The 26,450-nt window shown below is 72.7% G+C and carries 26 protein-coding genes and 2 pseudogenes; 15 read left to right on the top strand and 13 right to left on the bottom strand.

Annotated features, from left to right (window positions below):
- Positions 1-12: 12 nt before the first annotated feature.
- The 3 genes from AC4IHM_RS29465 to AC4IHM_RS29455 all read right to left on the bottom strand — a co-directional run bounded on the left by AC4IHM_RS29465 (position 13) and on the right by AC4IHM_RS29455 (position 2,069).
- Positions 13-813, bottom strand: a complete 801-nt coding sequence (locus tag AC4IHM_RS29465) for an electron transfer flavoprotein subunit beta/FixA family protein (RefSeq protein WP_490869999.1) — start codon at positions 811-813, stop codon at positions 13-15.
- Between the two features lie 219 nt (positions 814-1,032).
- Positions 1,033-1,542, bottom strand: a complete 510-nt coding sequence (locus AC4IHM_RS29460) for a flavin reductase family protein (protein WP_490869998.1) — start codon at positions 1,540-1,542, stop codon at positions 1,033-1,035.
- Positions 1,543-1,688: 146 nt separating this feature from the next.
- Entirely contained in the window at positions 1,689-2,069 is a 381-nt protein-coding gene (locus AC4IHM_RS29455) for a thioredoxin family protein (protein ID WP_490869997.1), read from the bottom strand.
- 268 nt (positions 2,070-2,337) lie between these two features.
- On the opposite strand from AC4IHM_RS29455, the gene AC4IHM_RS29450 reads away from it, so the two are divergent.
- Positions 2,338-3,066 carry a lysophospholipid acyltransferase family protein gene (locus tag AC4IHM_RS29450; RefSeq protein ID WP_490869996.1) on the top strand — a complete coding sequence of 243 codons (729 nt, stop codon included), beginning with the start codon at positions 2,338-2,340 and terminating at the stop codon, positions 3,064-3,066.
- Positions 3,067-3,076: 10 nt separating this feature from the next.
- Here the strand turns inward: AC4IHM_RS29450 and AC4IHM_RS29445 are convergent, their stop codons facing one another.
- The 4 genes from AC4IHM_RS29445 to AC4IHM_RS29430 form a co-directional block, all read right to left on the bottom strand.
- Entirely contained in the window at positions 3,077-3,649 is a 573-nt protein-coding gene (locus tag AC4IHM_RS29445) for a transglutaminase domain-containing protein (RefSeq protein ID WP_490869995.1), read from the bottom strand.
- 87 nt (positions 3,650-3,736) lie between these two features.
- On the bottom strand, positions 3,737-4,807 hold the full coding sequence (locus tag AC4IHM_RS29440) for a threonine aldolase family protein (protein ID WP_490869994.1): 1,071 nt from the start codon (positions 4,805-4,807) through the stop codon (positions 3,737-3,739).
- Positions 4,804-5,550: an SDR family NAD(P)-dependent oxidoreductase gene (locus AC4IHM_RS29435; protein WP_490869993.1), complete on the bottom strand. Its 747-nt coding sequence runs from the start codon at positions 5,548-5,550 to the stop codon at positions 4,804-4,806. Before AC4IHM_RS29435 ends, AC4IHM_RS29440 begins: the two co-directional genes overlap by 4 nt.
- 56 nt (positions 5,551-5,606) lie before the next feature.
- The gene (locus tag AC4IHM_RS29430; RefSeq protein WP_490869992.1) at positions 5,607-7,004 is read right to left on the bottom strand and encodes a DUF6421 family protein; all 1,398 of its coding nucleotides are present in this window, start codon (positions 7,002-7,004) and stop codon (positions 5,607-5,609) included.
- A 226-nt stretch (positions 7,005-7,230) separates the two neighbouring features.
- Between AC4IHM_RS29430 and AC4IHM_RS29425 the strand changes: the two are divergent.
- Positions 7,231-7,915: pseudogene (locus AC4IHM_RS29425) on the top strand (glycerophosphodiester phosphodiesterase).
- A gap of 3 nt (positions 7,916-7,918) precedes the next feature.
- On the opposite strand, the gene AC4IHM_RS29420 reads toward AC4IHM_RS29425, so the two are convergent.
- Positions 7,919-8,458 carry a GNAT family N-acetyltransferase gene (locus AC4IHM_RS29420; protein ID WP_490870975.1) on the bottom strand — a complete coding sequence of 180 codons (540 nt, stop codon included), beginning with the start codon at positions 8,456-8,458 and terminating at the stop codon, positions 7,919-7,921.
- A 76-nt stretch (positions 8,459-8,534) separates the two neighbouring features.
- Between AC4IHM_RS29420 and AC4IHM_RS29415 the strand changes: the two genes are divergently transcribed.
- Both AC4IHM_RS29415 and AC4IHM_RS29410 read left to right on the top strand, forming a co-directional pair.
- The gene (locus AC4IHM_RS29415; RefSeq protein ID WP_490869991.1) at positions 8,535-8,927 is read left to right on the top strand and encodes a VOC family protein; all 393 of its coding nucleotides are present in this window, start codon (positions 8,535-8,537) and stop codon (positions 8,925-8,927) included.
- 96 nt (positions 8,928-9,023) lie between these two features.
- Entirely contained in the window at positions 9,024-9,788 is a 765-nt protein-coding gene (locus AC4IHM_RS29410) for a VOC family protein (RefSeq protein ID WP_490869990.1), read from the top strand.
- A 23-nt stretch (positions 9,789-9,811) separates the two neighbouring features.
- Here AC4IHM_RS29410 and AC4IHM_RS29405 read toward each other — a convergent pair whose 3' ends face one another.
- Both AC4IHM_RS29405 and AC4IHM_RS29400 read right to left on the bottom strand, forming a co-directional pair.
- Positions 9,812-10,399 (bottom strand): MarR family winged helix-turn-helix transcriptional regulator, encoded by a 588-nt coding sequence (locus AC4IHM_RS29405; protein ID WP_490869989.1) that lies wholly within the window; start codon positions 10,397-10,399, stop codon positions 9,812-9,814.
- Positions 10,396-12,084, bottom strand: coding sequence for an FUSC family protein (locus tag AC4IHM_RS29400; RefSeq protein WP_490869988.1), 1,689 nt, complete (start codon positions 12,082-12,084; stop codon positions 10,396-10,398). The genes AC4IHM_RS29405 and AC4IHM_RS29400 overlap by 4 nt, the downstream gene beginning before the upstream one ends.
- A gap of 146 nt (positions 12,085-12,230) precedes the next feature.
- Here AC4IHM_RS29400 and AC4IHM_RS29395 point away from each other — a divergent pair, with 146 nt between their 5' ends.
- The 5 genes from AC4IHM_RS29395 to AC4IHM_RS29375 all read left to right on the top strand — a co-directional run bounded on the left by AC4IHM_RS29395 (position 12,231) and on the right by AC4IHM_RS29375 (position 16,659).
- Positions 12,231-12,773: a DUF5134 domain-containing protein gene (locus tag AC4IHM_RS29395; protein ID WP_490869987.1), complete on the top strand. Its 543-nt coding sequence runs from the start codon at positions 12,231-12,233 to the stop codon at positions 12,771-12,773.
- 109 nt (positions 12,774-12,882) lie between these two features.
- Positions 12,883-13,818 (top strand): M56 family metallopeptidase, encoded by a 936-nt coding sequence (locus tag AC4IHM_RS29390; RefSeq protein ID WP_490869986.1) that lies wholly within the window; start codon positions 12,883-12,885, stop codon positions 13,816-13,818.
- Between the two features lie 69 nt (positions 13,819-13,887).
- The gene (locus AC4IHM_RS29385; protein WP_490869985.1) at positions 13,888-14,571 is read left to right on the top strand and encodes a phosphatase PAP2 family protein; all 684 of its coding nucleotides are present in this window, start codon (positions 13,888-13,890) and stop codon (positions 14,569-14,571) included.
- Between the two features lie 534 nt (positions 14,572-15,105).
- Positions 15,106-15,795 carry an HAD family hydrolase gene (locus AC4IHM_RS29380; protein WP_490869984.1) on the top strand — a complete coding sequence of 230 codons (690 nt, stop codon included), beginning with the start codon at positions 15,106-15,108 and terminating at the stop codon, positions 15,793-15,795.
- A gap of 156 nt (positions 15,796-15,951) precedes the next feature.
- Entirely contained in the window at positions 15,952-16,659 is a 708-nt protein-coding gene (locus tag AC4IHM_RS29375; protein WP_490869983.1) for a TetR/AcrR family transcriptional regulator, read from the top strand.
- Here the strand turns inward: AC4IHM_RS29375 and AC4IHM_RS29370 are convergent.
- Entirely contained in the window at positions 16,647-18,149 is a 1,503-nt protein-coding gene (locus tag AC4IHM_RS29370) for an LVIVD repeat-containing protein (RefSeq protein ID WP_490869982.1), read from the bottom strand. The two genes, AC4IHM_RS29375 and AC4IHM_RS29370, sit on opposite strands and share 13 nt — an antisense overlap.
- Before the next feature lie 208 nt (positions 18,150-18,357).
- Here AC4IHM_RS29370 and AC4IHM_RS29365 point away from each other — a divergent pair, with 208 nt between their 5' ends.
- Entirely contained in the window at positions 18,358-19,014 is a 657-nt protein-coding gene (locus tag AC4IHM_RS29365; RefSeq protein ID WP_490869981.1) for a DUF305 domain-containing protein, read from the top strand.
- A gap of 18 nt (positions 19,015-19,032) precedes the next feature.
- Here the strand turns inward: AC4IHM_RS29365 and AC4IHM_RS29360 are convergent, their stop codons facing one another.
- Positions 19,033-19,479: a DUF6214 family protein gene (locus tag AC4IHM_RS29360; RefSeq protein WP_490869980.1), complete on the bottom strand. Its 447-nt coding sequence runs from the start codon at positions 19,477-19,479 to the stop codon at positions 19,033-19,035.
- A 342-nt stretch (positions 19,480-19,821) separates the two neighbouring features.
- On the opposite strand from AC4IHM_RS29360, the gene AC4IHM_RS29355 reads away from it, so the two are divergent.
- Positions 19,822-20,625: a pectate lyase gene (locus AC4IHM_RS29355; RefSeq protein ID WP_490869979.1), complete on the top strand. Its 804-nt coding sequence runs from the start codon at positions 19,822-19,824 to the stop codon at positions 20,623-20,625.
- A gap of 4 nt (positions 20,626-20,629) precedes the next feature.
- Here the strand turns inward: AC4IHM_RS29355 and AC4IHM_RS29350 are convergent, their stop codons facing one another.
- The gene (locus AC4IHM_RS29350; RefSeq protein WP_490869978.1) at positions 20,630-21,382 is read right to left on the bottom strand and encodes a PaaX family transcriptional regulator C-terminal domain-containing protein; all 753 of its coding nucleotides are present in this window, start codon (positions 21,380-21,382) and stop codon (positions 20,630-20,632) included.
- Between the two features lie 110 nt (positions 21,383-21,492).
- Here AC4IHM_RS29350 and AC4IHM_RS29345 point away from each other — a divergent pair.
- The 4 genes and pseudogenes from AC4IHM_RS29345 (at position 21,493) to AC4IHM_RS29330 (ending at position 26,227) form a co-directional block, all read left to right on the top strand.
- Positions 21,493-23,177: pseudogene (locus tag AC4IHM_RS29345) on the top strand (DNA alkylation response protein).
- A 334-nt stretch (positions 23,178-23,511) separates the two neighbouring features.
- The gene (locus AC4IHM_RS29340) at positions 23,512-24,189 is read left to right on the top strand and encodes a uracil-DNA glycosylase (RefSeq protein ID WP_490869977.1); all 678 of its coding nucleotides are present in this window, start codon (positions 23,512-23,514) and stop codon (positions 24,187-24,189) included.
- Positions 24,186-25,166 carry an N-acetylglucosamine kinase gene (locus AC4IHM_RS29335; protein ID WP_490869976.1) on the top strand — a complete coding sequence of 327 codons (981 nt, stop codon included), beginning with the start codon at positions 24,186-24,188 and terminating at the stop codon, positions 25,164-25,166. Before AC4IHM_RS29340 ends, AC4IHM_RS29335 begins: the two co-directional genes overlap by 4 nt.
- A gap of 137 nt (positions 25,167-25,303) precedes the next feature.
- A complete protein-coding gene (locus AC4IHM_RS29330; protein WP_490869975.1) occupies positions 25,304-26,227 on the top strand; it encodes a sirohydrochlorin chelatase in 924 nt (307 codons plus the stop codon).
- The last annotated feature ends 223 nt before the right edge of the window (positions 26,228-26,450 follow it).

Here is a 26,450-nt window from a genome sequence, read left to right as displayed (position 1 = left end):
CGAATCCGGGGCTCAGATGAACTTCTGGCCCGCGAGGAAGGCAGCGAGCTGCTTGCCGCCCTCGCCCTCGTCCTTGACGATCGTGCCCGCGGTGCGCGCCGGGCGCTCGACGGCGGAGTCGACCGCGGTGTAGGCGTTCTCCAGACCGACCTCGTCCTCGTCGATGTCGAGGTCGGACAGGTCCCAGGACTGAACCGGCTTCTTCTTGGCCGCCATGATGCCCTTGAAGGACGGGTAACGCGCCTCGCCCGACTGGTCGGTGACCGACACGACGGCCGGCAGCGCGGCCTCAAGCAGCTCCGTCGCCGAGTCGCCGTCACGGCGGCCCTTGACCGTGTCGCCCTCGACGGAGACCTCGGACAGCAGCGTCACCTGCGGCACCCCCAGGCGCTCGGCGACCAGCGCCGGCACGACACCCATGGTGCCGTCGGTGGAGGCCATGCCGGAGACGACCAGGTCGTAACCGGCCTTCTCGATCGCCTTGGCCAGCACGAGGGAGGTGCCGATGGCGTCCGTGCCGTGCAGGTCGTCGTCATCGACGTGGATCGCCTTGTCGGCGCCCATGGACAGCGCCTTGCGCAGGGCGTCCTTGGCGTCCTCGGGGCCCACCGTCAGAACGGTGATCTCCACGTCGTCGTCGCCCTTGTCCCGGCGGTCCTCCGCGATCTGCAGCGCCTGCTCGACCGCGTACTCGTCCAGTTCGGAGAGCAGACCGTCCACGTCGTCCCGGTCGACGGTCAGGTCATCGGCGAAATGCCGGTCGCCAGTGGCGTCGGGCACGTACTTCACAGTGACAACGATCCTCAAGCTCACGCCGGCTCTCCTACTGCGTCGACATTTCTGTGCTGCCTCTTGCAGGCAGCATAGGCGCCCCAAGCGGCCGATCCGGTCGGGGCGACCCGCGCTCCACCCGGAATATTACTCGTCAGTACATCCACTTCTTTCCCGCTGAGCAAGCGCTTTGAACTGTGACCTTCGCAACGCAGCGTAACCGGAACCCGACACCTCCGCAGAGGCGCCCCCGAGGGCCGCTCATTCCCGCAACCCGCTGTATCGCCCCTGGTGGTAGAGGAGAGGGCGGCCCCGGCCCGCGGAATCGCCGAGGAGAACCTCGGCCAGCACGACGCGGTGGTCCCCGGCGGGCACGCGGGCGACGACGCGGCACACGAGCCAGGCGAGGACGTCGTCCAGTACGGGCACCCCCTCGGGCCCCTCGCGCCACGCGGTGGGCTCCGCGAAGCGGTCGGCGCCGCTGCGGGCGAAGGTGGCCGCCAGGTCCTCCTGGTGCTCGCCCAGCAGATGCACGCCGACGTGCTCGGCCGCGGACACCGTCGGCCAGCTGGAGGCGCCGGTGCCGATGCCGAAGGAGAGCAGCGGCGGCCGGGCGGAGACGGAGGCGAGGGAGGTGGCCGTGAAGCCGACCGGACCGGCCCCACCGCGCGCGGTGATCACGGCGACGCCCGCCGCGTGCCGCCGGAAGACGGACCGCAGCAGGTCGTCGTCGGCGGTGCGCGGGGCGCCGAGGTCGGGTGTGGCCGTCATACGGGGGTGTCCTTCTGCGTTGCGCCTCGCTCCCGGCAACGGGGTGCGAGGCATACGGTCGGGCTCACGAGGAGTGGCACACACAGTCAAATACGTCCCGGGGTGTGGAAGCTGTGGAGAACGCCTCAGCACCGGAGTGGCGGTGATCACACCGCCTCGCCCAGCGCGGCGATCACATCCGCCTTGCGCGGCTGTCCGACGGCGCGCCGCACGACCCGGCCGCCGGCGTCGAGGACCAGCACGGTGGGGGTCCTGAGTACGTCGAGGGCGCGGACGAGTTCGAGGCGGGCCTCGGCGTCGATCTCGACGTGGGCGACGCCGGGGACCAGGCCGGCCACCTCACCGAGGACCCTCCGCGTGGCCCGGCAGGGGGCGCAGAAGGCGCTGGAGAACTGCACGAGGGTGGCGCGGACGCCGAGTTCGGCGCCCAGGTCCGCCGCGTCCAGCCGTGGGCCGGCGGCCCCCGGCCGCCTGTCGTCGTCCTGCCCGCGCACGAGCGCTCCCCCGTTCCGCCGCGTCCGCGGCACTTGGGCGCGCGTCGTGCGCGCGCCGCCGGTCCGGCCGTCCACAGGGTGCAGCGCTCGCGGGGCGGCTGAGATTCCCGGCCCGGCATCGTCCTCCGGCCGTGAAAAGACCGGGTGAGTGATGAGTATCTCTCCGCGGACGGGCACCAAGGCTGGTACACGGGCCGTTCTTGGGGCACGATCTGCGACAAGCCGTAAACCTACGGCTGCGTAACTTTCGACTGGGAGTCCCCTTCCCAGGCTGACTGACAAGGAAGGGTCCGACCCGCCCATGGCAGAACTCGTCTACCGCCCGGTCATCGGTCTCGCCCGCACCCTGTTCAAGGTGTGGGACCTCAAGATCGACTGCCAGGGTTCGGAGAGCATCCCGCGCTCGGGCGGCGCCGTGCTGGTGAGCAACCACATCAGCTACCTGGACTTCATCTTCGACGGCCTGGCCGCGCTGCCGCAGAAGCGGCTGGTGCGCTTCATGGCGAAGGAGTCGGTCTTCCGGCACCGGATCTCCGGCCCGCTGATGCGCGGCATGAAGCACATCCCGGTCGACCGCAAGCAGGGCGAGGCGGCGTACGCGCACGCCCTGGACTCGCTGAAGTCCGGCGAGATCGTCGGAGTCTTCCCGGAGGCGACGATCTCCGAGTCGTTCACGCTGAAGAGCTTCAAGTCGGGCGCCGCGCGGCTGGCGCAGGAGGCCGGCGTGCCGCTGGTCCCGATGGCCGTGTGGGGCACGCAGCGGCTGTGGACCAAGGGCCACCCGCGCAACTTCAAGCGCAGCCACATCCCGGTCACGATCCGGGTCGGCGAGGCGATGGAGGCCTCCCGCGAGCAGTACGCGGGCGCCATCACCCGGCGGCTGCGCGGGCGGGTGCAGGAGCTGCTGGAGGCCGCGCAGCGCGCCTACCCGGTGCGCCCCAAGAGCGCGGACGACACCTGGTGGATGCCGGCCCATCTGGGCGGCACGGCCCCGACGCCCGAGCAGGTGCGCACGGCCGAGGCGCTCTGAGCCGGGCGCCTCAGAGCGAGGTGGGGAGCAGGGCCCCCAGATGCGCTCGGTCGGTGGCCGCCTCCAGGGCGTCCAGCACGGCCGGATGCGGTGCGGCGTACAGCTCGGGGCAGTCCTCCTCGCCCGCCTCGTGGTCCGGCGTGAAGGCCAGTTGCTCCCGGCCCAGGGAGAACCGCGCGTTCACGCCGGGCTTGTTGCCCCGCGGGTCCTGCCGATGCCAGGCACCGTTGAAGCGTACGGCGACCAGCCCGTGCACCACGTCGAGCCTCTGGTAGCACAGCGCGGTGGGGATGTCCTCGGCCCGCAGCAGGGCGGCCAGGGCGTGGGCCTTGGCGTGGCAGATGCCGGTGCGCCGCTCCAGCACGTCGGAGGCCCGCCAGGTCACGCGCGGGTCCCCCGAGTCCTGTGAGTGGGGGATGGTGTCCCGCACGAACTCGAAGGCCAGCCGCGCATAGGCATACGAGTCCTCCGCCTCCTTGGCGAGCCGCCCCGCCGCCTCCCGCACGCGCGGATGGTCGTGGTCGATGGCCTCGTCGGCGGCCAGGTAGGCGGACAGGTCGGGGGTTGTCTGGATCAGCTGCATGCCCGCAGAGCATAGGAAAGCGATCACCCGCAAGTCAATGACTTTTCAGGTGACCGCATACCTATGCATAGGTCGGAAGGTCCCGGCTCAGCGGGCCATCTCCTCCTTGAGGGCGGCCACGAAGGCGTCGACGTCGTCCTCGGTGGTGTCGAAGGCGCACATCCAGCGCACGTCGCCGGCGGCCTCGTCCCAGAAGTAGAAGCGGAACCGCTTCTGCAGGCGCTCGCTCACCTCGTGCGGCAGACGGGCGAAGACCGCGTTGGCCTGGACCGGGTGGAGGATCTCGACGCCGTGCACGGCGCGCACCCCCTCGGCCAGGCGCTGGGCCATCTCGTTGCCGTGCCGGGCGTTGCGCAGCCACAGGTCCTTGGCCAGCAGGGCCTCCAACTGCACGGACACGAAGCGCATCTTGGAGGCGAGCTGCATGGACAGCTTGCGCAGGTGCTTCATGTGGCGCACGGCGTCCTGGTCGAGGACCACGACCGCCTCGCCGAACAGCGCGCCGTTCTTGGTGCCGCCGAGGGAGAGCAGGTCGACGCCGACCGCGTTGGTGAAGGTCCGCATCGGGACGTTAAGGGAGGCGGCGGCGTTGGCTATCCGGGAGCCGTCCAGGTGCACCCTCATGCCGCGGGCGTGGGCGTGCTCGCAGATGGCGCGGATCTCCTGCGGCGTGTAGAGCGTGCCCAGCTCGGTGCTCTGGGTGATCGAGACGACCTGCGGCATCGCGCGGTGCTCGTCGTCCCAGCCGTACGCCTGCCGGTCGATCAGCTCGGGGGTGAGCTTGCCGTCGGGGGTGGGCACGGTGAGCAGCTTCAGGCCGCCCATGCGCTCGGGGGCGCCGCCCTCGTCGACGTTGATGTGGGCGCTCTCGGCGCAGACGACCGCGCCCCAGCGGTCGGTGACCGCCTGGAGCGCGACGACGTTGGCACCGGTGCCGTTGAAGACCGGGAACGCCTCGGCGCCGGAGCCGAAGTGGCTGCGGATCACGCGCTGGAGGTTGTCGGTGTACGCGTCCTCCCCGTACGCGACCTGGTGCCCGCCGTTGGCCAGCGCCAGGGCGGCGAGCACCTCGGGGTGGGCGCCGGCGTAGTTGTCACTGGCGAAACCGCGGACCTCGGGGTCGTGATGGCGACGCGCGTCGGTCTTCGGGGGATTCACGGCTTCTCGGTCAGCCACAGACGGTTTCCGTTCACTTCCGCGGCGGGCTTGTCCCAGACTCCGGCGACGGCCTCGGCGAGGTCACGCACGTCCGTGAAGCCCGCGAACTTCGCGTTGGGGCGCTCGGCGCGCATCGCGTCGTGCACCAACGCCTTGACCACCAGGATCGCAGCCGCGGAGGTCGGGCCCCGGTCGCCCCCCGCCTTGCGGAAGTAGTCGGCCATGGCCAGCGTCCAGGCCTCGGCGGCGGCCTTGGCGGCCGAGTAGGCGGCGTTGCCCGCGGTGGGGTGGCTCGCACCGGCGGCGCTGATCAGGACGTAGCGGCCGCGGTCGCTGCGCTGGAGCGCCTCGTGGAAGGCGAGGGAGGTGTGCTGCACGGTGCGGATGAGCAGCTTCTCCAGGAGGTCCCAGTCGCCGAGGTCGGTCTTGGTGAAGGTCTGGCTGCCGCGCCAGCCGCCGACGAGGTGGACCAGGCCGTCGACGTGTCCGTAGTCCTTCTCGATGCGGTCCGCCCAGGCCCGTGCGGAGTCCAGGTCGAACAGGTCGACCGTCTCACCGGTGACCGTGGCGCCGCCGTGCGCGTAGCGCGCCGCGTCCACGGCCTCCGCGAGGCGCTCGGGGTCGTTGTCCGAACCGACGACGACCGCACCCGCCTGGGCGAGCCGCAGCAGCGCGGCCCGTCCGGCGGGTCCGCCCGCTCCGGCCACCGCGATCACCGCGCCGTCGAGCGCCCCGTTCCTCATGGTCCTCGCCTCCTGATGTGCCTGCCGGGCCCGTTCCCGCGTGCCGGTGCCGTCGCTCACGCGGCGGCCCGCTCGGCGCCGTCCGCCGTGATGCCGCGGGTCGAGGCGATCACGTTCTTCAGTTTCTTGGACAGCGCCTCGTAGAACATGCTCAGCGGAAACTCGTCCGGAAGCACGTCGTCGACGAGCTTGCGCGGCGGCAGGGTCAGGTCGAGGGCGTCGGGGCCCTTGGCCCACTTCGAGCCGGGGTGCGGGGCGAGGTAGGCGGAGACCAGCTCGTAGCCGGCGAACCAGTGGACGAGCTTGGGGCGGTCGATGCCGTCGCGGTAGAGCGTCTCGATCTCGGCGCACAGCCGGTTGGTGACCTGCGGGGCGCGCTGCCAGTCGATGAACAGCTTGTTGTCGGTCCAGCGCACGACATCGTGCTTGTGCAGGTAGGCGAAGAGGAGCTGGCCGCCGAGGCCGTCGTAGTTGCGTACGCGCTCACCGGTGACCGGGAAGCGGAACATGCGGTCGAAGAGCACCGCGTACTGCACGTCGCGGGCCTGCGGGACGCCGTCGGCCTCCAGTTTCACGGCCTCCTTGAAGGCGGTGAGGTCGCAGCGCAGCTCTTCCAGGCCGTACATCCAGAACGGCTGGCGCTGCTTGATCATGAACGGGTCGAAGGGCAGGTCGCCGTGGCTGTGGGTGCGGTCGTGGACCATGTCCCACAGGACGAAGGCCTCCTCGCAGCGCTTCTGGTCGTGCACCATCGCGGCGACGTCCTCGGGCAGTTCCAGGCCGAGGATGCCGACGGCGGCCTCGGTGACGCTGCGGAAGCGGGCGGCCTCGCGGTCGCAGAAGATGCCGCCCCAGGAGAAGCGCTCGGGGGCCTCGCGCACGGCGATGGTCTCCGGGAAGAGGACGGCCGAGTTGGTGTCGTAGCCGGACGTGAAGTCCTCGAAGGTGATGCCGCAGAACAGCGGGTTGTCGTAGCGGGTGCGCTCCAGTTCGGCCAGCCAGTCGGGCCAGACCATGCGCAGCACGACCGCCTCCAGGTTGCGGTCCGGGTTGCCGTTCTGCGTGTACATCGCGAAGACGACCAGGTGCTGAAGGCCGTCCGCGCGGTTCGCGGCGGGCTGGAAGGCCAGCAGCGAGTCGAGGAAGTCGGGCACCTGGAAGCCGCCGTCGGCCCAGCGGCCGAGGTCGCGCACCAGGGCCTCGTGGTAGGCGCGGTCGTGGGTCAGCAGCGGGGACAGTTCCCGGACCGCCTCGGCGACCTGGCGTACCGCGTCCTCGGCGGTGGCGCGGTCCGGGGCGCCCTCGGCGTCGAAGTCGATCGACCCGTCCTTGGACTGCCATGGCCGGATCCGCTCCACGGCATCCTTGAGCACGGGCCACGCCGGGTGCTCCACCACCCTGCTCGCCGGAGGAACTTTCCCCTCCGCACCCACCTGCACAAGAATTTCCGTCATGTCCCATCCTCCACGGGAGAAGCTCACGTCAGGACACCGTACGCATACGAGGTTTCTCCCAGCAAGGGGAGCCTCCGCAAATTATCCTGCGCCACCCGGGTCTTAACCGCATTTTTTCCTGCGGGATGCCGGGGTCGTATACCAGGCGCGGCGGAGGGGAAACGCTTGCGCAGGGCCGATAGGCTGCGCCCTGCCATCGCCGCCGTCGACGGAAGCGAGTCGAGCCTTGAACTTCCTCACCATCGGTCACCGCGGAGTGATGGGCGTCGAGCCCGAGAACACCCTGCGCTCCTTCGTCGCCGCCGAACAGGCCGGCCTCGACCTCGTGGAACTGGACCTGCACCTGAGCAAGGACGGCGCACTCGTCGTCATGCACGACGCCCGCGTGGACCGCACCACCGACGGCGCCGGAGCGATCGCCGAGCAGACCCTGGAGGAGCTGCGCGCCCTCGACGCGGGCCGCGGGGAGCGGGTCCCGGTCTTCGAGGAGGTGCTGGACGCCGTGTCGGTGCCGTTGCAGGCCGAGATCAAGGACGCGGCGGCGGCGCGGGTGCTCGCCGAGGTGATGCGCCGGCGGGACCTGGTGGACCGGGTGGAGGTGATCTCGTTCCACGACGAGGCCATCGTCGAGATCGCCCGGCTGGTGCCGGGCGTGCGGACCGCCCTGGTCGCGCAGTACTACGGTCCGGAGATCGTGGACCGTGCGGTGGCGGCCGGGGCCGCGACCCTGTGTCTCGACGTTCAGGAGAGTCACGCTGGAGATCGTGGAGCGGGCCCGCAAGGCGGACCTGCGGGTCTTCTCCTGGACGGTGAACACCCAGGACCAACTGCGGCTGGTGCGCGCCCTCGGCCTGGACGGCGCCACGACCGACTACCCGGAGATCAAACGCACCGGCCGCTTCACGGCGTGAGCGTCACACCAGCGCCTTGACCAGCAACTCGAACCGCAGGTCGTCGCGCTGCGGGATGCCGAAGCGCTCGTCGCCGTAGGGGAAGGGGGTCATCTCTCCCGTACGGCGGTAGCCGCGGCGCTCGTACCAGGCGATGAGGTCCTCGCGCACGGAGATCACGGTCATGTGCATCTCCGTGACCCCCCACGCCTCGCGGGCCTGCCGCTCCGCCTGCGCCATGACCGTCTTGCCGAGGCCCTCGCCCTGGAGCGACGGAGCGACGGCGAACATCCCGAAGTAGGCGTGCGCCCCGCGGTGTTCCAGTTGGCAGCAGGCGACGATCCGGCCGTCCCGCTCGACCGTCAGCAGGCGGCTGTCCGGCGACTCGACGACCTCCAGCACGCCCTGCGGGTCGGTGCGCTGTCCCCGCAGGATGTCCGCCTCGGTGGTCCATCCGGCCCGGCTGGACTCTCCGCGGTACGCGGACTCCACGAGCGCGACGATCCCGTCCACGTCGGCTTCGGTGGCGTCGCGGTAGGTCAGCCGGCTGGCGATGGTGTCCATGTGGAGCGTCTCCGGTTCGTTCTCGGGCGCGGCGCGGGCATCGACGAGAGTAACCCCGCCGGTACTCTCGGGGCGCATGGTGCATGTACTCAGCAGCCGGATCCTGCTCCGCCCCACCGACCCCGACCGCTCCCGCGCCTTCTACGGCGAGCAGCTCGGCCTCGCCGTCCACCGGGAGTTCGGCACCGGTCCCGAGCGGGGCACCGTCTACTTCCTCGGCGGCGGATTCCTGGAGGTCTCCGGCCGCTCCGAGGCCCCCGCCTCCCCCGCGCTCCAGGTGTGGCTCCAGGTCGCGGACGTGGCGGCGGCCCACGAGGAGCTGCGGGCCGGGGGCGTCGAGATCACGCGTCCGCCGGTCCAGGAGCCCTGGGGGCTGGTGGAGATGTGGATCGCGGACCCGGACGGCACGCGGATCGTGCTGGTGGAGGTGCCCGCGGAGCACCCGCTGCGCTACCGGCCCGGCATCTGAGCCGGCCGGGCGCCGGATGGCCGCGGTCCGCACCCGGCCTTAGCGTGCTGGAGGGGGACGGACGGTCTGCGGCTCTGCGGAAGGACGCCCCACACGATGAAGCTCCACGAACCGGTGACCGGCGGGCCCTGCTGGGCGGAGCTGGAGACCACCGACCCGGCGGCGGCCCGGCGGTTCTACGCCGAGCTGTTCGGCTGGCGCTCCGAGCCGGACGGGGAGCAGCCGGCGGGCGGGCGCGCCATCGCCCGGCTGGGCGAAGCGGCGGTGGCCGCCCTGACGCCCCTGGGCCGGGAGACACGGCCGGTCGCGTGGAACGTGGCGTTCGCCGTGCACGACGCGGACACCGCCGTACGGCAGGTGACGGCCGCCGGCGGGACGGTCGCGCAGGGGCCCACGGACATCCTCGACTCGGGCCGGTTCGTGGTGGCCGCCGATCCGACGGGGGCGCTGTTCCGACTGTGGCAGGCGGGCCCGTTCCCCGGTGCCGGGGTGTTCAACGCGCCCGGCTCGCTGGGCTGGGTGGAGCTGCTGACCCGGGAGCCCGACCGGGCCGCCGACTTCTACACCACGGTGTTCGGCTGGACCGTCACCGCGTCGGCGCGCTATCCGCAGTGGGGCGTCGACGGGGCGGACTTCGGCGGCATGGTGACGATGGACGACAAGTTCCCGCACGAGGTGCCGGCGCACTGGCTGCCGTACTTCGCGGTGGTGGACGTGGACAGCGCCGCGGCCGGGGCGACCGACGGCGGCGGCACCGTGCTCATGCTGCCCACCTCCCCGCCCGACGGGCCGCGCATCGCGGTACTGCGGGATCCGCAGGGCGCGATGTTCGGCGTGTACCGGGCGGGGGACGAGCGCTGAGCCACCCGGCGGGGCCTTCCGGTTCAGACCCGCAGCGCGTCCAGGCGTCCCTCCAGCTGGCCCAGCAGTCCGCCGAGGAGTGTGGCCAACTCGCCCTGCCGGGGCCCGTCGACGCCGGACAGGACGGCGGACTCGTAGGCGAGCTGTTCCGGCAGGATGCCGTCGACGAGGTCGCGTCCGGTGTCCGTGAGGCGGACGTGGGCGACGCGGCGGTCGCGGGTGTCGCCCCGGCGTTCCACCAGACCGCGTTCGGTGAGCTGCTTGAGGCGCTTGGTGACGGCGGCGCCCGAGGAGAAGGTCTCACGGGACAGTTCACCCGGGGTCAGCTCGTGCCCGGTGCGCCGCAGCGCGCCGAGCAGGTCGAACTCGGCCCGGCTGAGGCCGGCCCGGCGCAGCGGGGCGTCCTCGGCCTGCTGGAGGAGGGCGGCGCAGCGGTTGATGCGGCCGATGATCTCCATCGGCCCGGTGTCGAGGTCCGGGTGGACGGCCCGCCACTGCCGCACGACCGCGGCCACGGTGTCCCCGCCCGTACCGCCCCTTCCGGCGCCGACTGCCACGTCGCCGTCCCCCACGTCGCCCCCGGTCGCCGAACCCCCGTCGGTTGCGGTCATGGCCGTACGTCCTCCGCTCTCGTGCCCGTGTCCCGGTCCGGGCGCGCTGCCTGGCGTCGCACCGTTGCGGCGAGCGTACGGTGTCCGGACCGCTCGGCGAGCACGACCCTCTCCTGGGGCAGCGCGCGTCCCCACCATTCGCCGGCCGCCCCGTCGACGGTGGCCCGCAGGTCGGCCAGCGCGGCGGCCAGTCCCCGGCGGGCGGCCTCCAGGGCGCCGGGGGCGGGGTCGGGCTGCGCCAGGAGGCGGGCGGCGTGCTCGCGGGCGCGGTCGGCGGCGGTGAGCGCCTGTTCGACCCGGCTCCCGGCCCGCCGGTTGGTGACGGCGACGGCGGCCAGGAAGCCGACCAGGGCCCCGACGAGCGTGTCCGTCAGCCGCTCGGTGATCAGTTCGCCGGGTTCCTGGTAGCCGGCGAACTCGGTGATGAGCAGCGCCATCGGGGTCACGCAGACGCTGCCGAGCCAGTAGTTGCGGGTGATGAGCGCCTCGGCGCCGAAGTTGAGGGCGAGGCAGAACAGGACGAGGAGGGCCTGCCCGAGGTGGGCGAGCGGGACGATGGCGGCGAACAGCAGCACCCCCGCGAGGTTGCCGACCACGCGCTGCACGGCCCGGCTCCAGGTCAGGGTCAGGTTGGCCTGGTAGAGCGCGGCGGCGGTGACCAGGGCCCAGTAGGGGCGGCCGGTGCCGAGGGCGAGGGAGGCGTAGCCGGCCAGCGCGCAGCCGAGGGCGGTGCGCACGGCGATCGGGGTCAGCGGAGCGAGCCGCCGCCACAGGGGCGCGGGGCGGGCGGTGAGTTCGGCGTCCGCGCCGAGGAGTTCGTCGGTGGCCCCCGGGGTGTCGCCGGGGTGCGGGATCCGGCCGGTGCCGCGCAGGGCGCGGGCCCACTCGCGCAGCCGCCCCGGGTCCGTGTCGTCGGGGGCGGCGAGCGCGACCTCGGCGCGGACGAGGAGGTGTTCCAGGGCGTGCCGGGTGGTGGCGCGGCCGCCCTTCGCCGGGAGGGACAGCACTGTCTGCCAGGCGGCCTGCACGGCGGCGTACCCGGCGGCGCGGGCGGGTGCGTGGCCGTCGCCGGCGGCGTGGGTGGCGGCGTACGCGGCGGCGGCGTTCAGTGCCTGGGCGGTGGCCCGGCGTTCGGGGCCGTGCGGGCGGACCAGGGCGGGCGCCATGCCGACGAGCCAGGCCCAGGCGCCCGCGGCGGCGCCCAGTGCCAGGTGCCCGGGTACCTGGGCGAGGGTCTGCGGGACGAAGAGGGCGGCGGAGCTGATGAAGGTGAGGACCACGTTGCCCGGCGGGCCGACGCGGGTGGCGTCGCACAGCGCCTTCTGCACGGCGGCCAGCAGGGCGCCGACGGTGACGAGAACGACCGCGTCGCGCGTGAGCGAGGCGGTGACCAGGGCGACGGCGACACCGCCGAGCATGCCGAGCACCACCCACGCCAGGGTGCGGGCGCGGGCGGCGTAGGGGCGGTTGTGGGCGTAGAGCGCGCACAGGGACCCGGCCATCGTGTACATCGCCAGGTCGAGCCGGCCGAGCGCGAGCAGGGTCAGGTTGGGCGGGGCGACGGCGACGACCGAACTCAGGGCGGGCTTGAACCAGATCTCGGAGGGCCGGCGCAGGCGCAGCACGCCCGCCAGGGACAGACGTTGGGCCGGCGGGGTGCCGGAGGTGGGGGTCGCACTGCTCATGAGAAATGACTTTAGCAGGTGTTTTATTAGTAAACGATGCCGTGCGCTCCCCCGAGTACCCCCGTGCACACCCTTGCGCTCGCGTGTGCACCGCGTGGTCCGGGCAGTCCTTGACAGACCGTGGACCGCCGATCGGGGAGGTGCGTGTGCACGGACCGGCGTCGCCCGGATGGCTGCTGGTCGCGCTGTGCGCGGCGACCGGCGCCTACTGCCTGCTGCGGATGCGCAGCAGCGTCGAGGAACAGCGCCGTGCCGCGGGCGGCGAGGCGCTCATGGGGTTCGGCATGGCCGCCATGGCGGTGCCCGCGGCGGTGTTCAGCCCACCCCCCTGGGCCTGGACCGCCTACGCGGTGGTGTTCGGCGCCGCCGCGCTGCGCGCGCTGTGGGCGGCCCGGTCCGGGCGGCATCATCTGCACCACCTCGTCGCGGACGCGGCCATGGTCTACATGGCGGTGGTGATGGCGGGCGCCCCCGCCCACGGGCACGGCGCGTCCGGGGCGCCCGCGCTGACCGGCGCCCTGCTGCTGTACTTCACCGGATACGTCCTGCTGACCGGCGTACGTCTGATGCCGGTCGTGGCCGTGGCGGGCGGCGCTCCGGCGGCCGGGTGGGGCGACCGGCCCGAGCTGGCGCGGGCCTGCCGGCTCTCCATGGGGATCGCGATGCTGGCGATGCTGCTGACCCTGTGACACCCGGCCGCGGAAGGATCGACCGGCGTTCGCCGTACGCAATCGTTGCCTGCGTCACTTTGTGCCGCGGCCCGCACTGCGGGCGGCGCCGCGCTCATAGGCTGCCCCCATGATGCTCCCCGCGGCACTGCTGCTGCTCGGCGCCCTGACCGCCGTGCTCGGCCCCAGGGTGCTCGGCCGGGCCGACTGGCCGGACCGCGAACCGGTGGTCGCCCTGTGGATGTGGCAGTGCGTGGTGGCGGCCGTGCTCGTGTGCTGCGCGCTGTCGATGACGTTCAGCGCGGCGGCGGCCTGGCACGCGGTGGGCGGGCCGGTCTTCGCGACCGCGCCGGGCCCGGTGGTGGAGGCCTACGCGCTCGGCACCTCCGGCCCGTGGGCGGGCACGACTGCCGTCGTACTGGCCTGCGGCGGCCTGTGGAGCGCCGCGATGCTGACGCGGGAGATCGTACGGGCCAGGACCCGGCGTCGGCGTCACCGGGCCGAACTGCTGCGGCGTGCCCCGGCGCTGCCCGGCGAGGTGCCCGGCTCGGATCCGCTCGTCGTCCTGGAGAGCGAGCGGCCCGACGCCTGGTGGCTGCCCGGCACTCCCCCGCAACTGGTCGTCACCACCGCCGCGCTGCGCCGCCTGGAGGGGCGGCAACTGGACGCGGTCCTCGCCCACGAGAGGGGGCACGCGCGGGCCCGGCACGACTGGCTGCTGAACTGCTCGGACGCGCTGGCGGACGGATTCCCGCAGGTCCCGGTGTTCGCCGCGTTCCGTGACGAGATGCACCGCCTGATCGAACTCGCCGCCGACGACGTGGCCTCCCGCCGCTTCGGCCGGCTGACGACCGCCCTGGCCCTGGTCGAACTCAACGAGCACCGCGGCGTCTTCGGCCCGTGCCCGGCCACGCAGGCCCATGTCCCGCAGCGGGTGCACCGGTTGCTCACCCCACCGAACCGGCTGACGGCGGCCCGCCGGCTGCGGCTGACGGCTGCGGCGGCGCTGGTGCCGGCGGTCCCGGTGCTGGTGGCCTTCGCACCGGGGCTGCGGGCACTGAGCTAGGGGGGCGCCCGCCACGCCCTCCGCCCCGGGAATTGGCCCCTCGGCCACCGGTTCGGCGAGTATCGCGGGATGCAGACGCCGCCCGGTCCGCCGGAAACCCGCGCCGGCCTCCGCCTCATCTGGGTGCTGGCCGTGTGCTCCGCGCTCCTGCTCACCCTGGTGGCCCTCGACTGGCGTCCGCTGACCGGCCTGGACGACGACATCGCCGACACGACCCACCGCTGGGCCGTCGACGAACCCGGCCTCACGCACGCCGCGCGGATTCTGAGCGGCTGGGTGTGGGACACCTGGACCATACGGCTGCTGTGCGCGGTGGTGGTGCTGTGGCTGTGGCTGCGCCGCGGGGACCGGTGGACGGCCGTGTGGCTGGCGGCCGCCTGTCTGCTCGGCGGCCTCCTGCAACAGGCCCTCAAGGCGGCCGTGGACCGTGCCCGCCCGGTCTGGTCCGATCCCGTGGACTCCGCCCGCTTCGCGGCCTTCCCCTCCGGGCACGCCATGACCGCGACCTTCGTGTGCGGCCTGCTGGTGTGGCTGCTCCACCACTACGGCGCCGCCCGCGACCCGCGCCGGACCGCCCTGGCCGCGGCGGTCGTCTCGGTGGCCGGCGTGGGCGTGACACGGGTGTGGCTCGGCGTCCACTGGGCCACGGACGTGGTCGGCGGCTGGCTCCTGGGCGCCCTGGTCGCGGCGCTCGCGGTACGGGTACACCGGCGCCGGCATCCGTGGACGGGCGACCGCTCCGCGCGGCCGTGAGAGCCGGGTGCCCCAAGCGCCCGGACCACGGGGCCGGTTGCCCCGACCCACCACACCACGACAGCCGGGTGACCCCCGTCCGCCCGACCACGAGAGCCGGGCGGCTCCCCAATCACCGCACAGCGAACACCGGTTGATTCCACGCGCCGGACCGTGAGAGCCGGGTAGCCTCCAACCGCCCAACCATGACAGCCGAGCGGCACCCCAACCACCCGACAGCGAACGCCGGACGACCCCACAGCCGCCGCACCGTGAGAACCGGGTGACCCCCAACCACCCGACCACAACAGCCGGCCAGCACCCCAACCACCCGACACCGAACACCGGACGACCCCACGCGCCGGACCGTGAGAGCCGCGTGACCCCAACCACCCGACCACAACAGCCGGGCCCCACCCACCGAACCGCGAGGGGCCGGTGGCCCCCGACCGCCGGGCCGCGGGCCGGTCACGGAGGCCCCGACCGCTTCGGCCGCCGCCGTATCGTCCGGTATCCATCCACCGGGAACGCGACACCCCCTCGTAGGATCCGCCCATGGCCGCCGTACTGTTCGACTTCTCCGGGACCCTGTTCCGCGTCGAGTCCACCGCCGCCTGGCTGCGCGCAGCGCTCGACAGCGCCGGATCGGCGTTGTCAGGCCCGGAGTTGGCCGAGACCGCCCAGGCGCTGCACACGGCGGGGGCGCAGCCGGGCGGTGCGCCGCCGGTGCGGGTGCCGGAGGAACTGGCCGAGGTCTGGGAGGTGCGGGACCACAGCTCCGCGCTGCACCGGGCCGCGTACACCGGCCTCTCCCGGCAGGTGCCGCTGCCGGATCCGGGACTGCACGACGCCTTGTACGAGCGGCACATGCTCGCGGAGGCGTGGAGTCCCTACCCCGACGCCGCCGAGGTGCTGAGCGCGCTGCGCGGGCGCGGGGTCGCCGTGGGGGTGGTCAGCAACATCGGCTGGGATCTGCGGCCGGTCTTCCGCGCGCACGGCCTCGACCGGTACGTGGACACATACGTCCTGTCCTTCGAGCACGGCATCCGCAAGCCCGACCCGCGGCTGTTCTCCGCCGCCTGCGCGGGGCTCGGCGTCGAACCGGGGCGGACGCTGATGGTCGGCGACGACCGGCGGGCGGACGGCGGCGCGGCGGCCCTCGGCTGCGGGGTGCACTTCGTGGACCATCTGCCGGTGGGCGAACGCCCCGCCGGGCTGCGACCGGTGCTGGACCTGGTGCCCTGACCGGCACGTAGCCCGAGGCAACCGAAGGATCGTTTCATCCGTCCCGGACGATCCCCCGTGTCGCCCGGGACGGACAATGGCCGGACCGGACCCTGGAGGGCGGTCCGCCTGCGCCGAGTATAGTTGGCCGCCAGCCAGTCAACGCAGGAGTACAGCATGTCCCCGCGCAGCGCCTCGGTCAATGAAGAGTTGCGCCGGCGTTCCAAGGAGCGGCTCCTGCGGGCCGCGGTGGAGCTGGTGGGTGAGCACGGGTACGACGCGACCACACTGGGCGACATCGCCGACCGGGCGGGCTCGGCACGGGGCCTGGTCTCGTACTACTTCCCCGGCAAGCGCCAGCTGGTGCAGTCGGCCGTGCACCGGTTGATGCACCGCACGCTGGAGGAGGCGCTGGAGCGCGAGCCGCGCACGGCGGAGGGGGCGGAGCGGATGGCGCGGGCGATCGACGCGATCCTGGGCCTGGCCCGGGACCGGCCGGTGCTCATGCGCCAGCACATGGCGGGCCTGCTCCAGGCGGAGGGCTTCGTGTCCTGTCCGGAGCAGCGACGCCTCGCGGAGCTGCTGCGGGACACCGTGGCCCGGCACGGCTCGCGCGAGGTCGACCGCGACTATCCGATGATGCGCGCGCTGCTGATGGGCGCCGTCTTCGCGGCCCTGGTACCGGGGGCGCCGATGCCCCTGCCGACGCTGCGCGCCGAGTTGTTCAGGCGCTACCGGCTGGAGTGGGAACTGGGTGTCCCGCCGGACGCCGAGGCGCCCGGCGGGACGATGTGCGACACGGACCTGTCGCGGTTCTTCGCGACCGGTGTGCCCGGCCGGGCCGACCCGGCGGACCGGGCCGACCGGCCGGCTCAGTCGAAGTAGTCCGGCTGAGTCTGCGTGTTGAGTTCACGCAGCTGGACCCGTCCGGCCGGGTCGGTGCGCCGGTCGCTGAGCTTGAGGACGTTGAAGCCCTTGGCGATGTCGTTCGAGTAGATGTAGCCGTTGTAGTAGTACGCGGACCAGGAGCCACCGGTGACCATCGTGTCGGTGCTCAGCGGACCCCGCTCGAAGTAGGCGATCTCCTTGGGCCGCGAGGAGTTCGTGAACTCCCAGACGGAGACGCCGCCCTGGTACCAGGCCTGGACCATGATGTCCTTGCCCTTGACCGGAATCAGCGAGCCGTTGTGGGCCACGCAGTTCTCGGTGTCCGCCTGGTGGCGCGGGATCTTGAAGTAGCTGCGGAAGACCAGCTTGCGCTTGTCTCCCTTGCCGACGATGTCGTAGATGCCGTCGGCGCCGCGGTTCGGGCCGATCTCCGCGTTGCAGGTGGCGGCGCCGCCACCGCCCAACTCGTCGGTGAAGACGACCTTGTCGGCCTTCTGGTTGAAGGTCGCCGAGTGCCAGAACGCGAAGTTCACGTTGTCCTGGACGCGGTCGATGACCTTCGGCCGCTCGGGGTTCTTGATGGAGATCAGGATGCCGTCGCCCATGCAGGCGCCCGCCGCCAGGTCCTCGGAGGGCAGGACGGTGATGTCGTGGCAGCCGGTGGTCTTGGAGACGCCCGGGTTGGTCGGGCTGCCCGGGTTGCCGCCGCCGTCGGGACCCTCACCCGGGAACAGCACGGGGAAGCCCACCACGGCGGCCCGCTCGGGTGCGTTGCGCGGCACCTTGACGACGGAGATCCCGTCGTGCGGCGGCTGGCAGTCGGGGTAGGAGACGTGCGGCGAGTACGAGGAGACGTAGATGTAGACGTTCTTGCGGTCGGGCACCAGCGTGTGGGTGTGCGAGCCGCAGGCGGTCTCGACGGCGGCGACGTACTTCGGGTTCCGCTTGTCGCTGATGTCGAAGACCTTCATGCCCTCCCAGGAGGACTTCTCGGTCGCCGGCTGCGTGGTGCTGTTGCAACTGCTGTCGCTGCGCGAGGAGTCGGTCGACAGGAACAGCAGGTCGCCGGAGACGGAGATGTCGTTCTGCGAGCCGGGACACAGCACCTGGGCCACGGTCTTCGGCTTCTTCGGGTTCTTGATGTCGAAGATGCGGAAGCCGTCGTAGTTGCCGGCGAAGGCGTACCGGCCCTGGAAGGCCAGGTCCGAATTGGTGCCGGGCAGCGCGTCCTTGGGGATGTTGACCAGGTGCTCGATGTTGTCGGAGTGGACTATCTCGTCCTGACCGGGTATCTCGCCGCTCTTGATGGCGTCGCGCACCTCGGCGCGCTCGCTCGTGGACACCTCCTTCGACGTGGCCGGGCTGTCCCCGGGGTCGGGGATCGCGACGGCCGGGCCGGCGGTCAGCAGGGCGGACAGGAGTCCGGCTGCGGCGGCCGCGACTCCCAGGCGTCTGCGCCGCGTTCGCGGGTCGTTCAACAGGGTCACTGTTTCCTCCCTACGTCCGTTCCCGTTGGAACGGTTCACGCACCCCGCAGTATCGTCTTCGCCATGCACATACCAACAGGGGGCAACAAACTCGCAATGAAGTTTTCCGATCAGTGACGCGCGGAAGCGTGCTAGGACGGTCATCGCACCCACAAGGTGTTCCCGCACCCGTCCCCCACAGGGGGCACCCCAGCCACAGGAGGTCGCTGTGCCCTTTCGTCCCGCGCTGTCCGGTGCTTCGCTCGTCACGGTCTCGCTCACCGCGCTGGCCGTGCTCGGGCTCGGAGCCTGCGACTCGGGTTCGGACACCGGGTCGGCGGCGGCCACCGGACCCTCGGTGATCGCTCCGGGCAAGCCGGGCGAGGACAACCGGACGCTGTCCGCCGAGGACGCCGCGAAGCAGCGCGCCGACGACGACTCCCCCAACTCGGCGGACGTCTCCTACGCGCGCATGATGATCCAGCACCACGCCCAGGCACTTGAGATGACCGCACTCGTGCCGCAGCGCGCGGAGTCCGGCCCGGTCAAGAAGCTCGCCGAACGGATCTCCGCCGCGCAGGGGCCCGAGATCGCGGCGATGAAGGGCTGGCTGACGACGCACGGGAAGACGGAGTCGGGCGGCGGACACGATCACGCCACGATGCCGGGCATGGCGACGACGGCGCAGTTGGCGAAGCTGCGCACAGCACAGGGCACGTCCTTCGACCAGCTCTTCCTCACCCTGATGATCACTCATCACGAGGGCGCGATCACCATGGCCACGGACGTGAAGTCGCAGGGCAACAACGTGCAGATCGAGGAGATGGCCGACGACGTGGTGGCCCAGCAGACGAGCGAGATCTCGCGGATGCGCGGGATGCTGTGACAGGCCGCCGGCCGCGTCTCAGCGGCGCGCTCGACGCGGTGCCAGAAACCCCTCGTCGCGCGCCTGCCCGATCAGTCTGAGGGACTTGCGCCGGCTGTGCCCGGTCACCCGCATCACAGCGAGGACCGGGTCCGCACCCTGATCCCGGGCCGCCCGGTACTCCCGCGCGGCGAGCCGGCACCCTTCCCTGCCGCGCGGCCACGCCGGACGGGCCCGGCGCGGCGCGGCCCGGCCCGAGGCCGGCACACAGGCCTCGAAGAGCGGGTTCTCCAGCCACTCGGCGAGCACGGCCAGATCGTCGAGGGAGAGCGGCGGTTCGGCCCGCACGCCCTCGACCCGCACCTCCCGGCCGGACAGCACGGCGAGGGCGTCCAGCCGGGCGCCGTCGGCGAACGCCAGCCGGACGTTGAACCACGCGGTCGTGGTGCCGCCCTCCCGCACCACCCAGGTGTGCCGCACGGACATCTCACCGTCGTCCGGACAGCGGTCGGAAAGCTGAAGAGAACGATCAACGAACGATGCTTCGAGCACGCACGCAACGTAACCGAATGATCACATTCCATACGAACGGAACACGCACGGCGGCGAACACATATCGCGCGAAGCGTTGACCAGAAAGCGCTTACCCCTTACGGTCCCGTTCATCAGCATGACCGTCGCGAACATCCCGGTCCACTGAAAACCCCGCACGCGCCATTCATGTCTGCCGTTCGGGACACAGTGGCGAACAACATTCATGTACATGTTCCGTTCCACCCCACTCCCTCGATCCCCCGCTCCCCCACTCCTCATGGAAGGGACCAGAACATGACCGCTGCGACACGTCCCCGCGCACACCGGCGCGCGGCGACCGGCACTCTGGCCGCCCTCGGCCTCTCGGTTGGCATGCTCATGTCCTCCGGGGCCTCCCCGGCGCAGGCCGCCACCTGGCCGGCCCCCAACGGCAGCGAAGGCGTCTCCGCCACCATCTCGGTCTCCGGCACCAAGGACTACGGGATGAAGCGCCTGTACGGCACCGGCGCCCTGGGCACCGGCGGCCAGGAGGAGAACCAGTCGCCGATCCTGAAACTGGCCGCGGGATCCGTCCTCAAGAACGTCATCATCGGTGCCCCCGCCGCAGACGGCATCCACTGCGACGGCAGCTGCACCCTGCAGAACGTCTGGTGGGAGGATGTCGGCGAGGACGCGGCGACCTTCCGCGGCTCCTCCTCGTCGAACGTCTACACCGTCTCCGGCGGCGGCGCGAAGGAAGCCAGCGACAAGGTCTTCCAGTTCAACGGCGCGGGCACCCTCAACATCTCCAACTTCGCCGTCCAGAACTTCGGCACCTTCGTCCGCTCCTGCGGCAACTGTTCGACGCAGTACAAGCGGACGATCAACCTGAACACCATCGAGGTGAACTGGAAGGGCGGCCGGATCGCCGGCATCAACACCAACTACGGCGACAGCGCGACCCTGCGCAACATCACGATCATCGGGGACAGCGGCAGGAGCATCGTGCCGTGCCAGAAGTACATCGGCAACAACACCGGCGCCGAGCCGGGCTCCAACGGCTCGGGCCCCGACAGCACGTACTGCAAGTACGCGTCGTCCGACATCACCTACAGGTGACGCGTCAGGTCCGGGCGCCCGCCGCCCGGACCTGTCCGGACTGCTCCCGCTGGTACCGCGTGTAGGCGTCCCGCAGGGCCGCCCCCGGCCAGCGGGGCGGGAGCAGTTCCGCGGGCAGCACCGGGTCGGCGAGCAGGTGGCGCACGACGGCCGCGAAGGCGGTGAGGCGCTCGGCCGGACGCCGGGCCCGGTCCACCTGGGCGAGCAGCTCCCGGGCCGTGCCGGACCAGGCGTCCAGCGGCCACAGGCTCGCGGCCAGTTCACCCGCCGGGCGCTCCGGACGGGAGACGAGGCGCTCGGCCACCCGGTCGAGGTCGGGGGGCAGCGGCCGGCGCAGATTGGCGGGGCGCAGCCAGACGCCCTCGCGGAGTTCGGCGAGGCGCAGGGCGGTCAACCGGGTGCGCAGGTCGGCGCGTTCGGCCGGACCGCGTCCCGTCGCGGTGACGACGAGCATCTCCCAGTCGCCCCGCCACGCGCGCGTGTGCGGGCGTACGGCCTCGTCCTGGCGCCGCTGACGCTCCAGCAGCCGCTCACTGAGGCGGTATCCGGTGTCCGTGCGCCGCAGGTCCCCGGCGGCCGCCATCCGGCTCAGCGCCGCCCGCGCGGTGGAGCCGCCGACGTTGAAGCCCTCCACGAGCCGCACCAGCTCCCGCACCGGCAGCTCGGGGGGATGCGTGCCGAGCAGCAGGCTCAGGACCACCGACCGTGCGGACAGCGGGCGCAGCGTGGGGCCGCCGGGGGCCTCGGGGCCGTTCATCCGCTCATCCGCGCGGGGGCGTGTCGTGCGTCCACATGAGCACGTACTCTACGTGCGACCACGGTGTTGCACTATTGCTGCGACCGCAGGGATAGTGCAACACTCGGGTCATGACGACACTCGCGCAGGAGCCGTACGAGAAGTCCGCGGGCCACCCGGAGGGGAACGCCACGCACGACGTCACCAACCAGCCCCCTCCCCTGGCGCCCTACGACTCCTCCGACGACACGGCCCTGCTGGAGGGGTTGCGGCGGGAGGGCGCCGGGTGGGCCGAGGACGACCTGCGGCGGCTCGGCCGGCGGGCCGGCAGTGTCCAGGCGCAGGACTGGGGCGACCTGGCCAACCGCCACGAGCCCGTGCTGCGCACCCACGACCGGTACGGCAACCGGGTCGACGAGGTCGAGTACCACCCGAGCTGGCACCACCTGATGCGGGTGGCGGTCGGCGAGGGGCTGGCCGGCGCGCCCTGGGCCGACGACCGGCCGGGCGCCCATGTCGCGCGGACCGCGGGCGGGCTGGCCTGGGGTCACACCGAGGCCGGGCACGGCTGTCCGACCTCGATGACGTACGCGGCCGTTCCCGCGCTGCGCTGCCAGCCGGAGCTGGCGAAGGTCTACGAGCCGCTGCTGACCGGCCGGGAGTACGACCCGGGGCTGCGGGCGCCCGCCCGGAAGCGGGGCCTGCTGGCCGGCATGGGGATGACCGAGAAGCAGGGCGGCTCGGACATGTCCGCACCAACACCACGGCGGCCACCGCGACGGCCGAGCCCGGTGTCTACACCCTGCGGGGGCACAAGTGGTTCACGTCGGCCCCGATGTGCGACGTGTTCCTGGTGCTCGCCCAGGCCCCCGAGGGGCTGTCCTGCTTCCTGGTGCCGCGCGTACTGCCGGACGGCAGCCGCAACACCTTCCGCGTCCAGCGGCTCAAGGACAAGCTCGGCAACCGGTCCAACGCCTCGTCGGAGCCCGAGTTCGACGGGACGGTCGCCTGGCTGGTCGGGCCCGAGGGCCAGGGGGTCAAGACCATCATCGAGATGGTCAACTGCACCCGGCTGGACTGTGTGATGTCCTCGGCGACGCTGATGCGCAAGACCCTCGTCGAGGCCGGGCACCATGTGCGCCACCGCAGCGCGTTCGGCGCCCGGCTGGTCGACCAGCCGCTGATGCGCAACGTCCTGGCCGATCTGGCGCTGGAGTCCGAGGCCGCGACGACTCTCACCCTGCGGCTGGCCGGCGCGGCGGACCGGGCGGTGCGCGGGGACGCCGGGGAGGCGGCCTTCCGGCGGATCGCCACCGCCGTCGGCAAGTACTGGGTGACCAAGCGGGGCCCGGCGTTCACCGCGGAGGCCCTGGAGTGCCTGGGCGGCAACGGCTACGTGGAGGAGTCGGGCATGCCCCGCCACTACCGCGAGGCGCCGCTGCTGTCGATCTGGGAGGGCTCGGGGAACGTCAACGCCCTCGACGTACTGCGGGCGCTCGGCCGCTCCCCCGCCACCGCGCACGCCCTCTTCGGGGAACTCGCCCTCGCGCGCGGGGCGGACGCCCGGCTGGACGCGGCGGTGGTCCGGCTGGAGGCGGGGCTCGCCGAGGCGTCCGAGGCCGGTGCCCGCCGTCTGGTGGAGCTGATGGCCCTCACCCTCCAGGCCTCCCTCCTGGTCCGGCACGCCCCGCCCGCCGTGGCCGACGCCTTCTGCGCGAGCCGGCTCGGCGGCGACTGGGGGCACGCCTTCGGCACGCTGCCGGACTCGGCCGACCTGGACGGCATCCTGGCCAGGGCGCTGCCCGGCGAGGACTGAGCACCCGGAACCGCGGCGCCGGCTCTCCGGAGCCGACTGTCGGTGCCGGGGTGCAGACTGGCCAGTGTCCGGGACGAGGGGGTCCGCGGACGAAGGACCAGGACGCCGCGGAGGTGATCGGCATGACCGAGGCGCTGCCGGCCGTGGGCACCCGCGAGGGTCCGCCCATCGGGCGACGAGGGCGCGAGCCGGGGGCAGTTGGGCCCCCGGCCGCCGGACCTGCCGTGCGCGCGGGCCGCGGTCGCCGGGTGGACCGGACAGGGAGATTCCGCTTTGGTCGTCGGTTTGGCCATCGGTTGATCGGCGCCACCCGTACGGCAGTAGGGTGACGCCCGTGGCACCACGACCCCTCAATGAAATCGTCGAAGCGGGCTGGGCGAAGGCCCTGGAACCCGTCGCCGGGCAGATCACCTCGATGGGTGAGTTCCTGCGCGCGGAGATCGCCGCCGGACGCACCTATCTCCCGGCCGGAGCGAACGTCCTGCGGGCCTTCCAGCAACCCTTCGACGACGTCCGGGTCCTGATCGTCGGACAGGACCCCTATCCCACCCCGGGGCACGCGGTGGGACTGTCGTTCTCGGTCGCGCCCGAGGTGCGTCCGCTGCCCGGCAGCCTCGTCAACATCTTCCGGGAGCTGAACACCGACCTGAATCTGCCGCAGCCCTCCAGCGGGGACCTGACCCCGTGGACCCGGCAGGGCGTGCTGCTGCTCAACAGGGCGCTCACCACCGCCCCGCGCAAGCCCGCCGCGCACCGCGGCAAGGGCTGGGAGGAGGTCACCGAGCAGGCGATACGCGCGCTGGCGGCGCGCGGCAAGCCGCTGGTGTCCATCCTCTGGGGCCGCGACGCCCGCAATCTGCGGCCGCTGCTCGGCGATCTGCCGTCCGTGGAGTCCGCGCACCCGTCCCCGATGTCGGCCGACCGGGGTTTCTTCGGATCCCGTCCGTTCAGCCGGGCCAACGACCTGCTGGTGCGACTGGGGGGTCAGCCGGTCGACTGGCGGCTGCCGTGAGCGACGGCTTCCTGGCCGTGGACTCCGGTGGTTCGGGGCTGCGCGTCGTCGTCGGCACCGCCGGTGCGGACGGGCGCGGCCCGCTCGGGCGGCGTGCGTCGCCCGAGCCCGTCCGGACCGGGGCACGGGGTATCGAGGCCGGTCATCTGATGGCCCAACTGCTGCCCATGGCCGAGGCCTTGGCCAACGAGACCGGCGTGGAGCAGATCGGGACCGTCGTCGTCGGTGCCGCCGGACTCGCCACCCTGGGCGACGCCCTGCGCGCCGAACTGCCGGGCGCGCTGGCCCGGGAGCTGGGCGTGCGCACGGTCGCGCTGGCCGCCGACGCCGTGACCGCGTACGCCGGTGCCCTCGGCCCGCGGGCCGGGGCGGTGGTGGCCGCCGGTACCGGTCTGATCGCGGTCGGCACCGACCTGACCCACTGGCGCCGGGCGGACGGCTGGGGTCATCTGCTGGGCGACTGCGGCGGCGGTGCGTGGATCGGGCGGGCGGGCCTGGAGGCGGCGCTGCGCGCGCACGACGGGCGGGAGGGCGGCTCCGCGTCCCTGCTCGCCCGTGCCGAGGAGAGGTTCGGCCCGGTGACCGGCCTGCCCGCGCAGGTGTATCCGCGTTCCGACCGCCCCGCCGTCCTCTCCTCCTTCGCCCCTGAGGTGGCCGCCCACGCGGCCGACGACCCCGTCGCCGCCGGGATCCTGCGGGCCGCCGCCCGGCACATGGCCGACTCGGCCGCCGCGGTCTGCCCGCGCGGCGGCGAGCCCCTCGTCGCGGTCACCGGCGGCCTGCTGAAGCTGGGCGAGCCCCTCGTCGTACCGCTGGAGGAGGAGTTGGCCGAGCGGCTGCCGGGGGCGCGGCGGACGGTCGCGGAGGGTGATCCGCTGCATGGTTCGGTCCGTATCGCGACCGACCTGGCGACCGGCTCGCTCACCCTGCCGGCCGACGACAGGATGCTGTGGGTGACGACCGCGCCGGGCGGCTGAGAATCGGTCCACCACGAGGTGAATCATGCCGATGTCGGCCGATCCGTACATCACTCATCAGACAAAACCGGACGGATACCGCTCACCTGCACCCTCCCCGAACAGGGAAACCCCGGAAACCAGTAACATGCGGCGCCATGAGCTCCCCCACTGGGCCCGCGTCCGGCCTGCCAGTACGAATGCCGCGCCCCCGCCAGCCCGGACGGCACCGCCGTCCCGAACCCCTGGTGGCACCCGAGGGCGCGCCGGCGCTCGTCCTCGCGGTGCCGGGCACGCCCAGTAGCGCCACCCGGGGCCTCGCCGACGAGGTCATCAGCATCGCCCGCTCCGAGCTGCCCGGCCTCGACGCCCTGGTCGGCCATCTCGACGGGGACGAGGACGAGTTCCCCTCGCTGTCGACCGTGCTCGTGCGCGCCGCCGAGGAGCGTACGGCCCGCTTCGAGCAGGCGCGCGCCGCCGGCATGGAGGTGAGGGAGCCCGACGGCCCCGTCGCCGTCGTCGTGCCGCTGCTCGCCGGACCGGACAACTCGCTGCTGCGCCGGATCCGCCAGGCCGTCATGGACAGCCGGATCGCGGCCGAGCTGACCGACGTGCTCGGTCCGCACCCGCTGCTCGCCGAGGCGCTGCACGTGCGGCTCTCCGAGGCCGGTCTGGCCCGCGCCGACCGTGCCCGGCTGTTCACCGTGGCGACCGCGGCGGACGGCATCATCCTGGCCTCCGTGGGCGGCGACGAGGCCGTGCAGGCGGCCGGGATCACCGGCATGCTGCTCGCCGCGCGCCTCGCCGTGCCGGTGATGGCGGCGGCCCTGGACGAGGAGGGCTCGATCGCGTCCGTGGCCGAGCAGTTGCGCTCCTCGGGCTCCCAGCAGTTGGCCCTCGCGCCGTATCTGATCGGCCCGGAGATCGAGGCGTCCGTGGTGGAGGAGGCGGCCAAGGAGGCGGGCTGCTCCACCTCCGAGGCACTCGGCCCCTACCCGGCGATCGGCAAGCTGGCGCTGGCCAAGTACACGACCGCGCTCGGCATCTCGCCGCAGCAGCCGCAGGGCACGCCGGTCCGCTGACGCGCGGCGCCGGACGGCCGCGACACGCAGGGCGAAAGGGGCCCGCTCCAGTACCGGAGCGAGCCCCTTCGGCGTGCGGTAGGTGGGCGCGGGGCGCGGCATCCGGCAGGGCCCCATCAGTCCCTCGCCGTGCCGTGAAGCGCGTACGGGCCGCCACGCGGGCCGCACCCGCCACGGGCCCGCGCGGGAACGACAGGGTCCGCTCCGGTGCGGGAGCGGACCA

The organism is Streptomyces sp. SL06 (assembly GCF_058244745.1).
This window is presented reverse-complemented; position numbering and strand designations above follow the sequence as displayed.

What these genes read in the sequence shown, in the direction of transcription:
- AC4IHM_RS29460 (WP_490869998.1), bottom strand. Translation starts at nt 1,542, where the DNA reads ATGACGGCCACACCCGACCTCGGCGCCCCGCGCACCGCCGACGACGAC.
- AC4IHM_RS29330 (WP_490869975.1), top strand. Translation starts at nt 25,304, where the DNA reads ATGAGCTCCCCCACTGGGCCCGCGTCCGGCCTGCCAGTACGAATGCCG.
- AC4IHM_RS29380 (WP_490869984.1), top strand. Translation starts at nt 15,106, where the DNA reads ATGGCCGCCGTACTGTTCGACTTCTCCGGGACCCTGTTCCGCGTCGAG.
- AC4IHM_RS29410 (WP_490869990.1), top strand. Translation starts at nt 9,024, where the DNA reads ATGAAGCTCCACGAACCGGTGACCGGCGGGCCCTGCTGGGCGGAGCTG.
- AC4IHM_RS29350 (WP_490869978.1), bottom strand. Translation starts at nt 21,382, where the DNA reads ATGAACGGCCCCGAGGCCCCCGGCGGCCCCACGCTGCGCCCGCTGTCC.
- AC4IHM_RS29385 (WP_490869985.1), top strand. Translation starts at nt 13,888, where the DNA reads ATGCAGACGCCGCCCGGTCCGCCGGAAACCCGCGCCGGCCTCCGCCTC.
- AC4IHM_RS29415 (WP_490869991.1), top strand. Translation starts at nt 8,535, where the DNA reads ATGGTGCATGTACTCAGCAGCCGGATCCTGCTCCGCCCCACCGACCCC.
- AC4IHM_RS29420 (WP_490870975.1), bottom strand. Translation starts at nt 8,458, where the DNA reads ATGGACACCATCGCCAGCCGGCTGACCTACCGCGACGCCACCGAAGCC.
- AC4IHM_RS29430 (WP_490869992.1), bottom strand. Translation starts at nt 7,004, where the DNA reads ATGACGGAAATTCTTGTGCAGGTGGGTGCGGAGGGGAAAGTTCCTCCG.
- AC4IHM_RS29405 (WP_490869989.1), bottom strand. Translation starts at nt 10,399, where the DNA reads ATGACCGCAACCGACGGGGGTTCGGCGACCGGGGGCGACGTGGGGGAC.
- AC4IHM_RS29375 (WP_490869983.1), top strand. Translation starts at nt 15,952, where the DNA reads ATGTCCCCGCGCAGCGCCTCGGTCAATGAAGAGTTGCGCCGGCGTTCC.
- AC4IHM_RS29400 (WP_490869988.1), bottom strand. Translation starts at nt 12,084, where the DNA reads ATGAGCAGTGCGACCCCCACCTCCGGCACCCCGCCGGCCCAACGTCTG.
- AC4IHM_RS29435 (WP_490869993.1), bottom strand. Translation starts at nt 5,550, where the DNA reads ATGAGGAACGGGGCGCTCGACGGCGCGGTGATCGCGGTGGCCGGAGCG.
- AC4IHM_RS29445 (WP_490869995.1), bottom strand. Translation starts at nt 3,649, where the DNA reads ATGCAGCTGATCCAGACAACCCCCGACCTGTCCGCCTACCTGGCCGCC.
- AC4IHM_RS29450 (WP_490869996.1), top strand. Translation starts at nt 2,338, where the DNA reads ATGGCAGAACTCGTCTACCGCCCGGTCATCGGTCTCGCCCGCACCCTG.
- AC4IHM_RS29360 (WP_490869980.1), bottom strand. Translation starts at nt 19,479, where the DNA reads ATGTCCGTGCGGCACACCTGGGTGGTGCGGGAGGGCGGCACCACGACC.
- AC4IHM_RS29390 (WP_490869986.1), top strand. Translation starts at nt 12,883, where the DNA reads ATGATGCTCCCCGCGGCACTGCTGCTGCTCGGCGCCCTGACCGCCGTG.
- AC4IHM_RS29355 (WP_490869979.1), top strand. Translation starts at nt 19,822, where the DNA reads ATGACCGCTGCGACACGTCCCCGCGCACACCGGCGCGCGGCGACCGGC.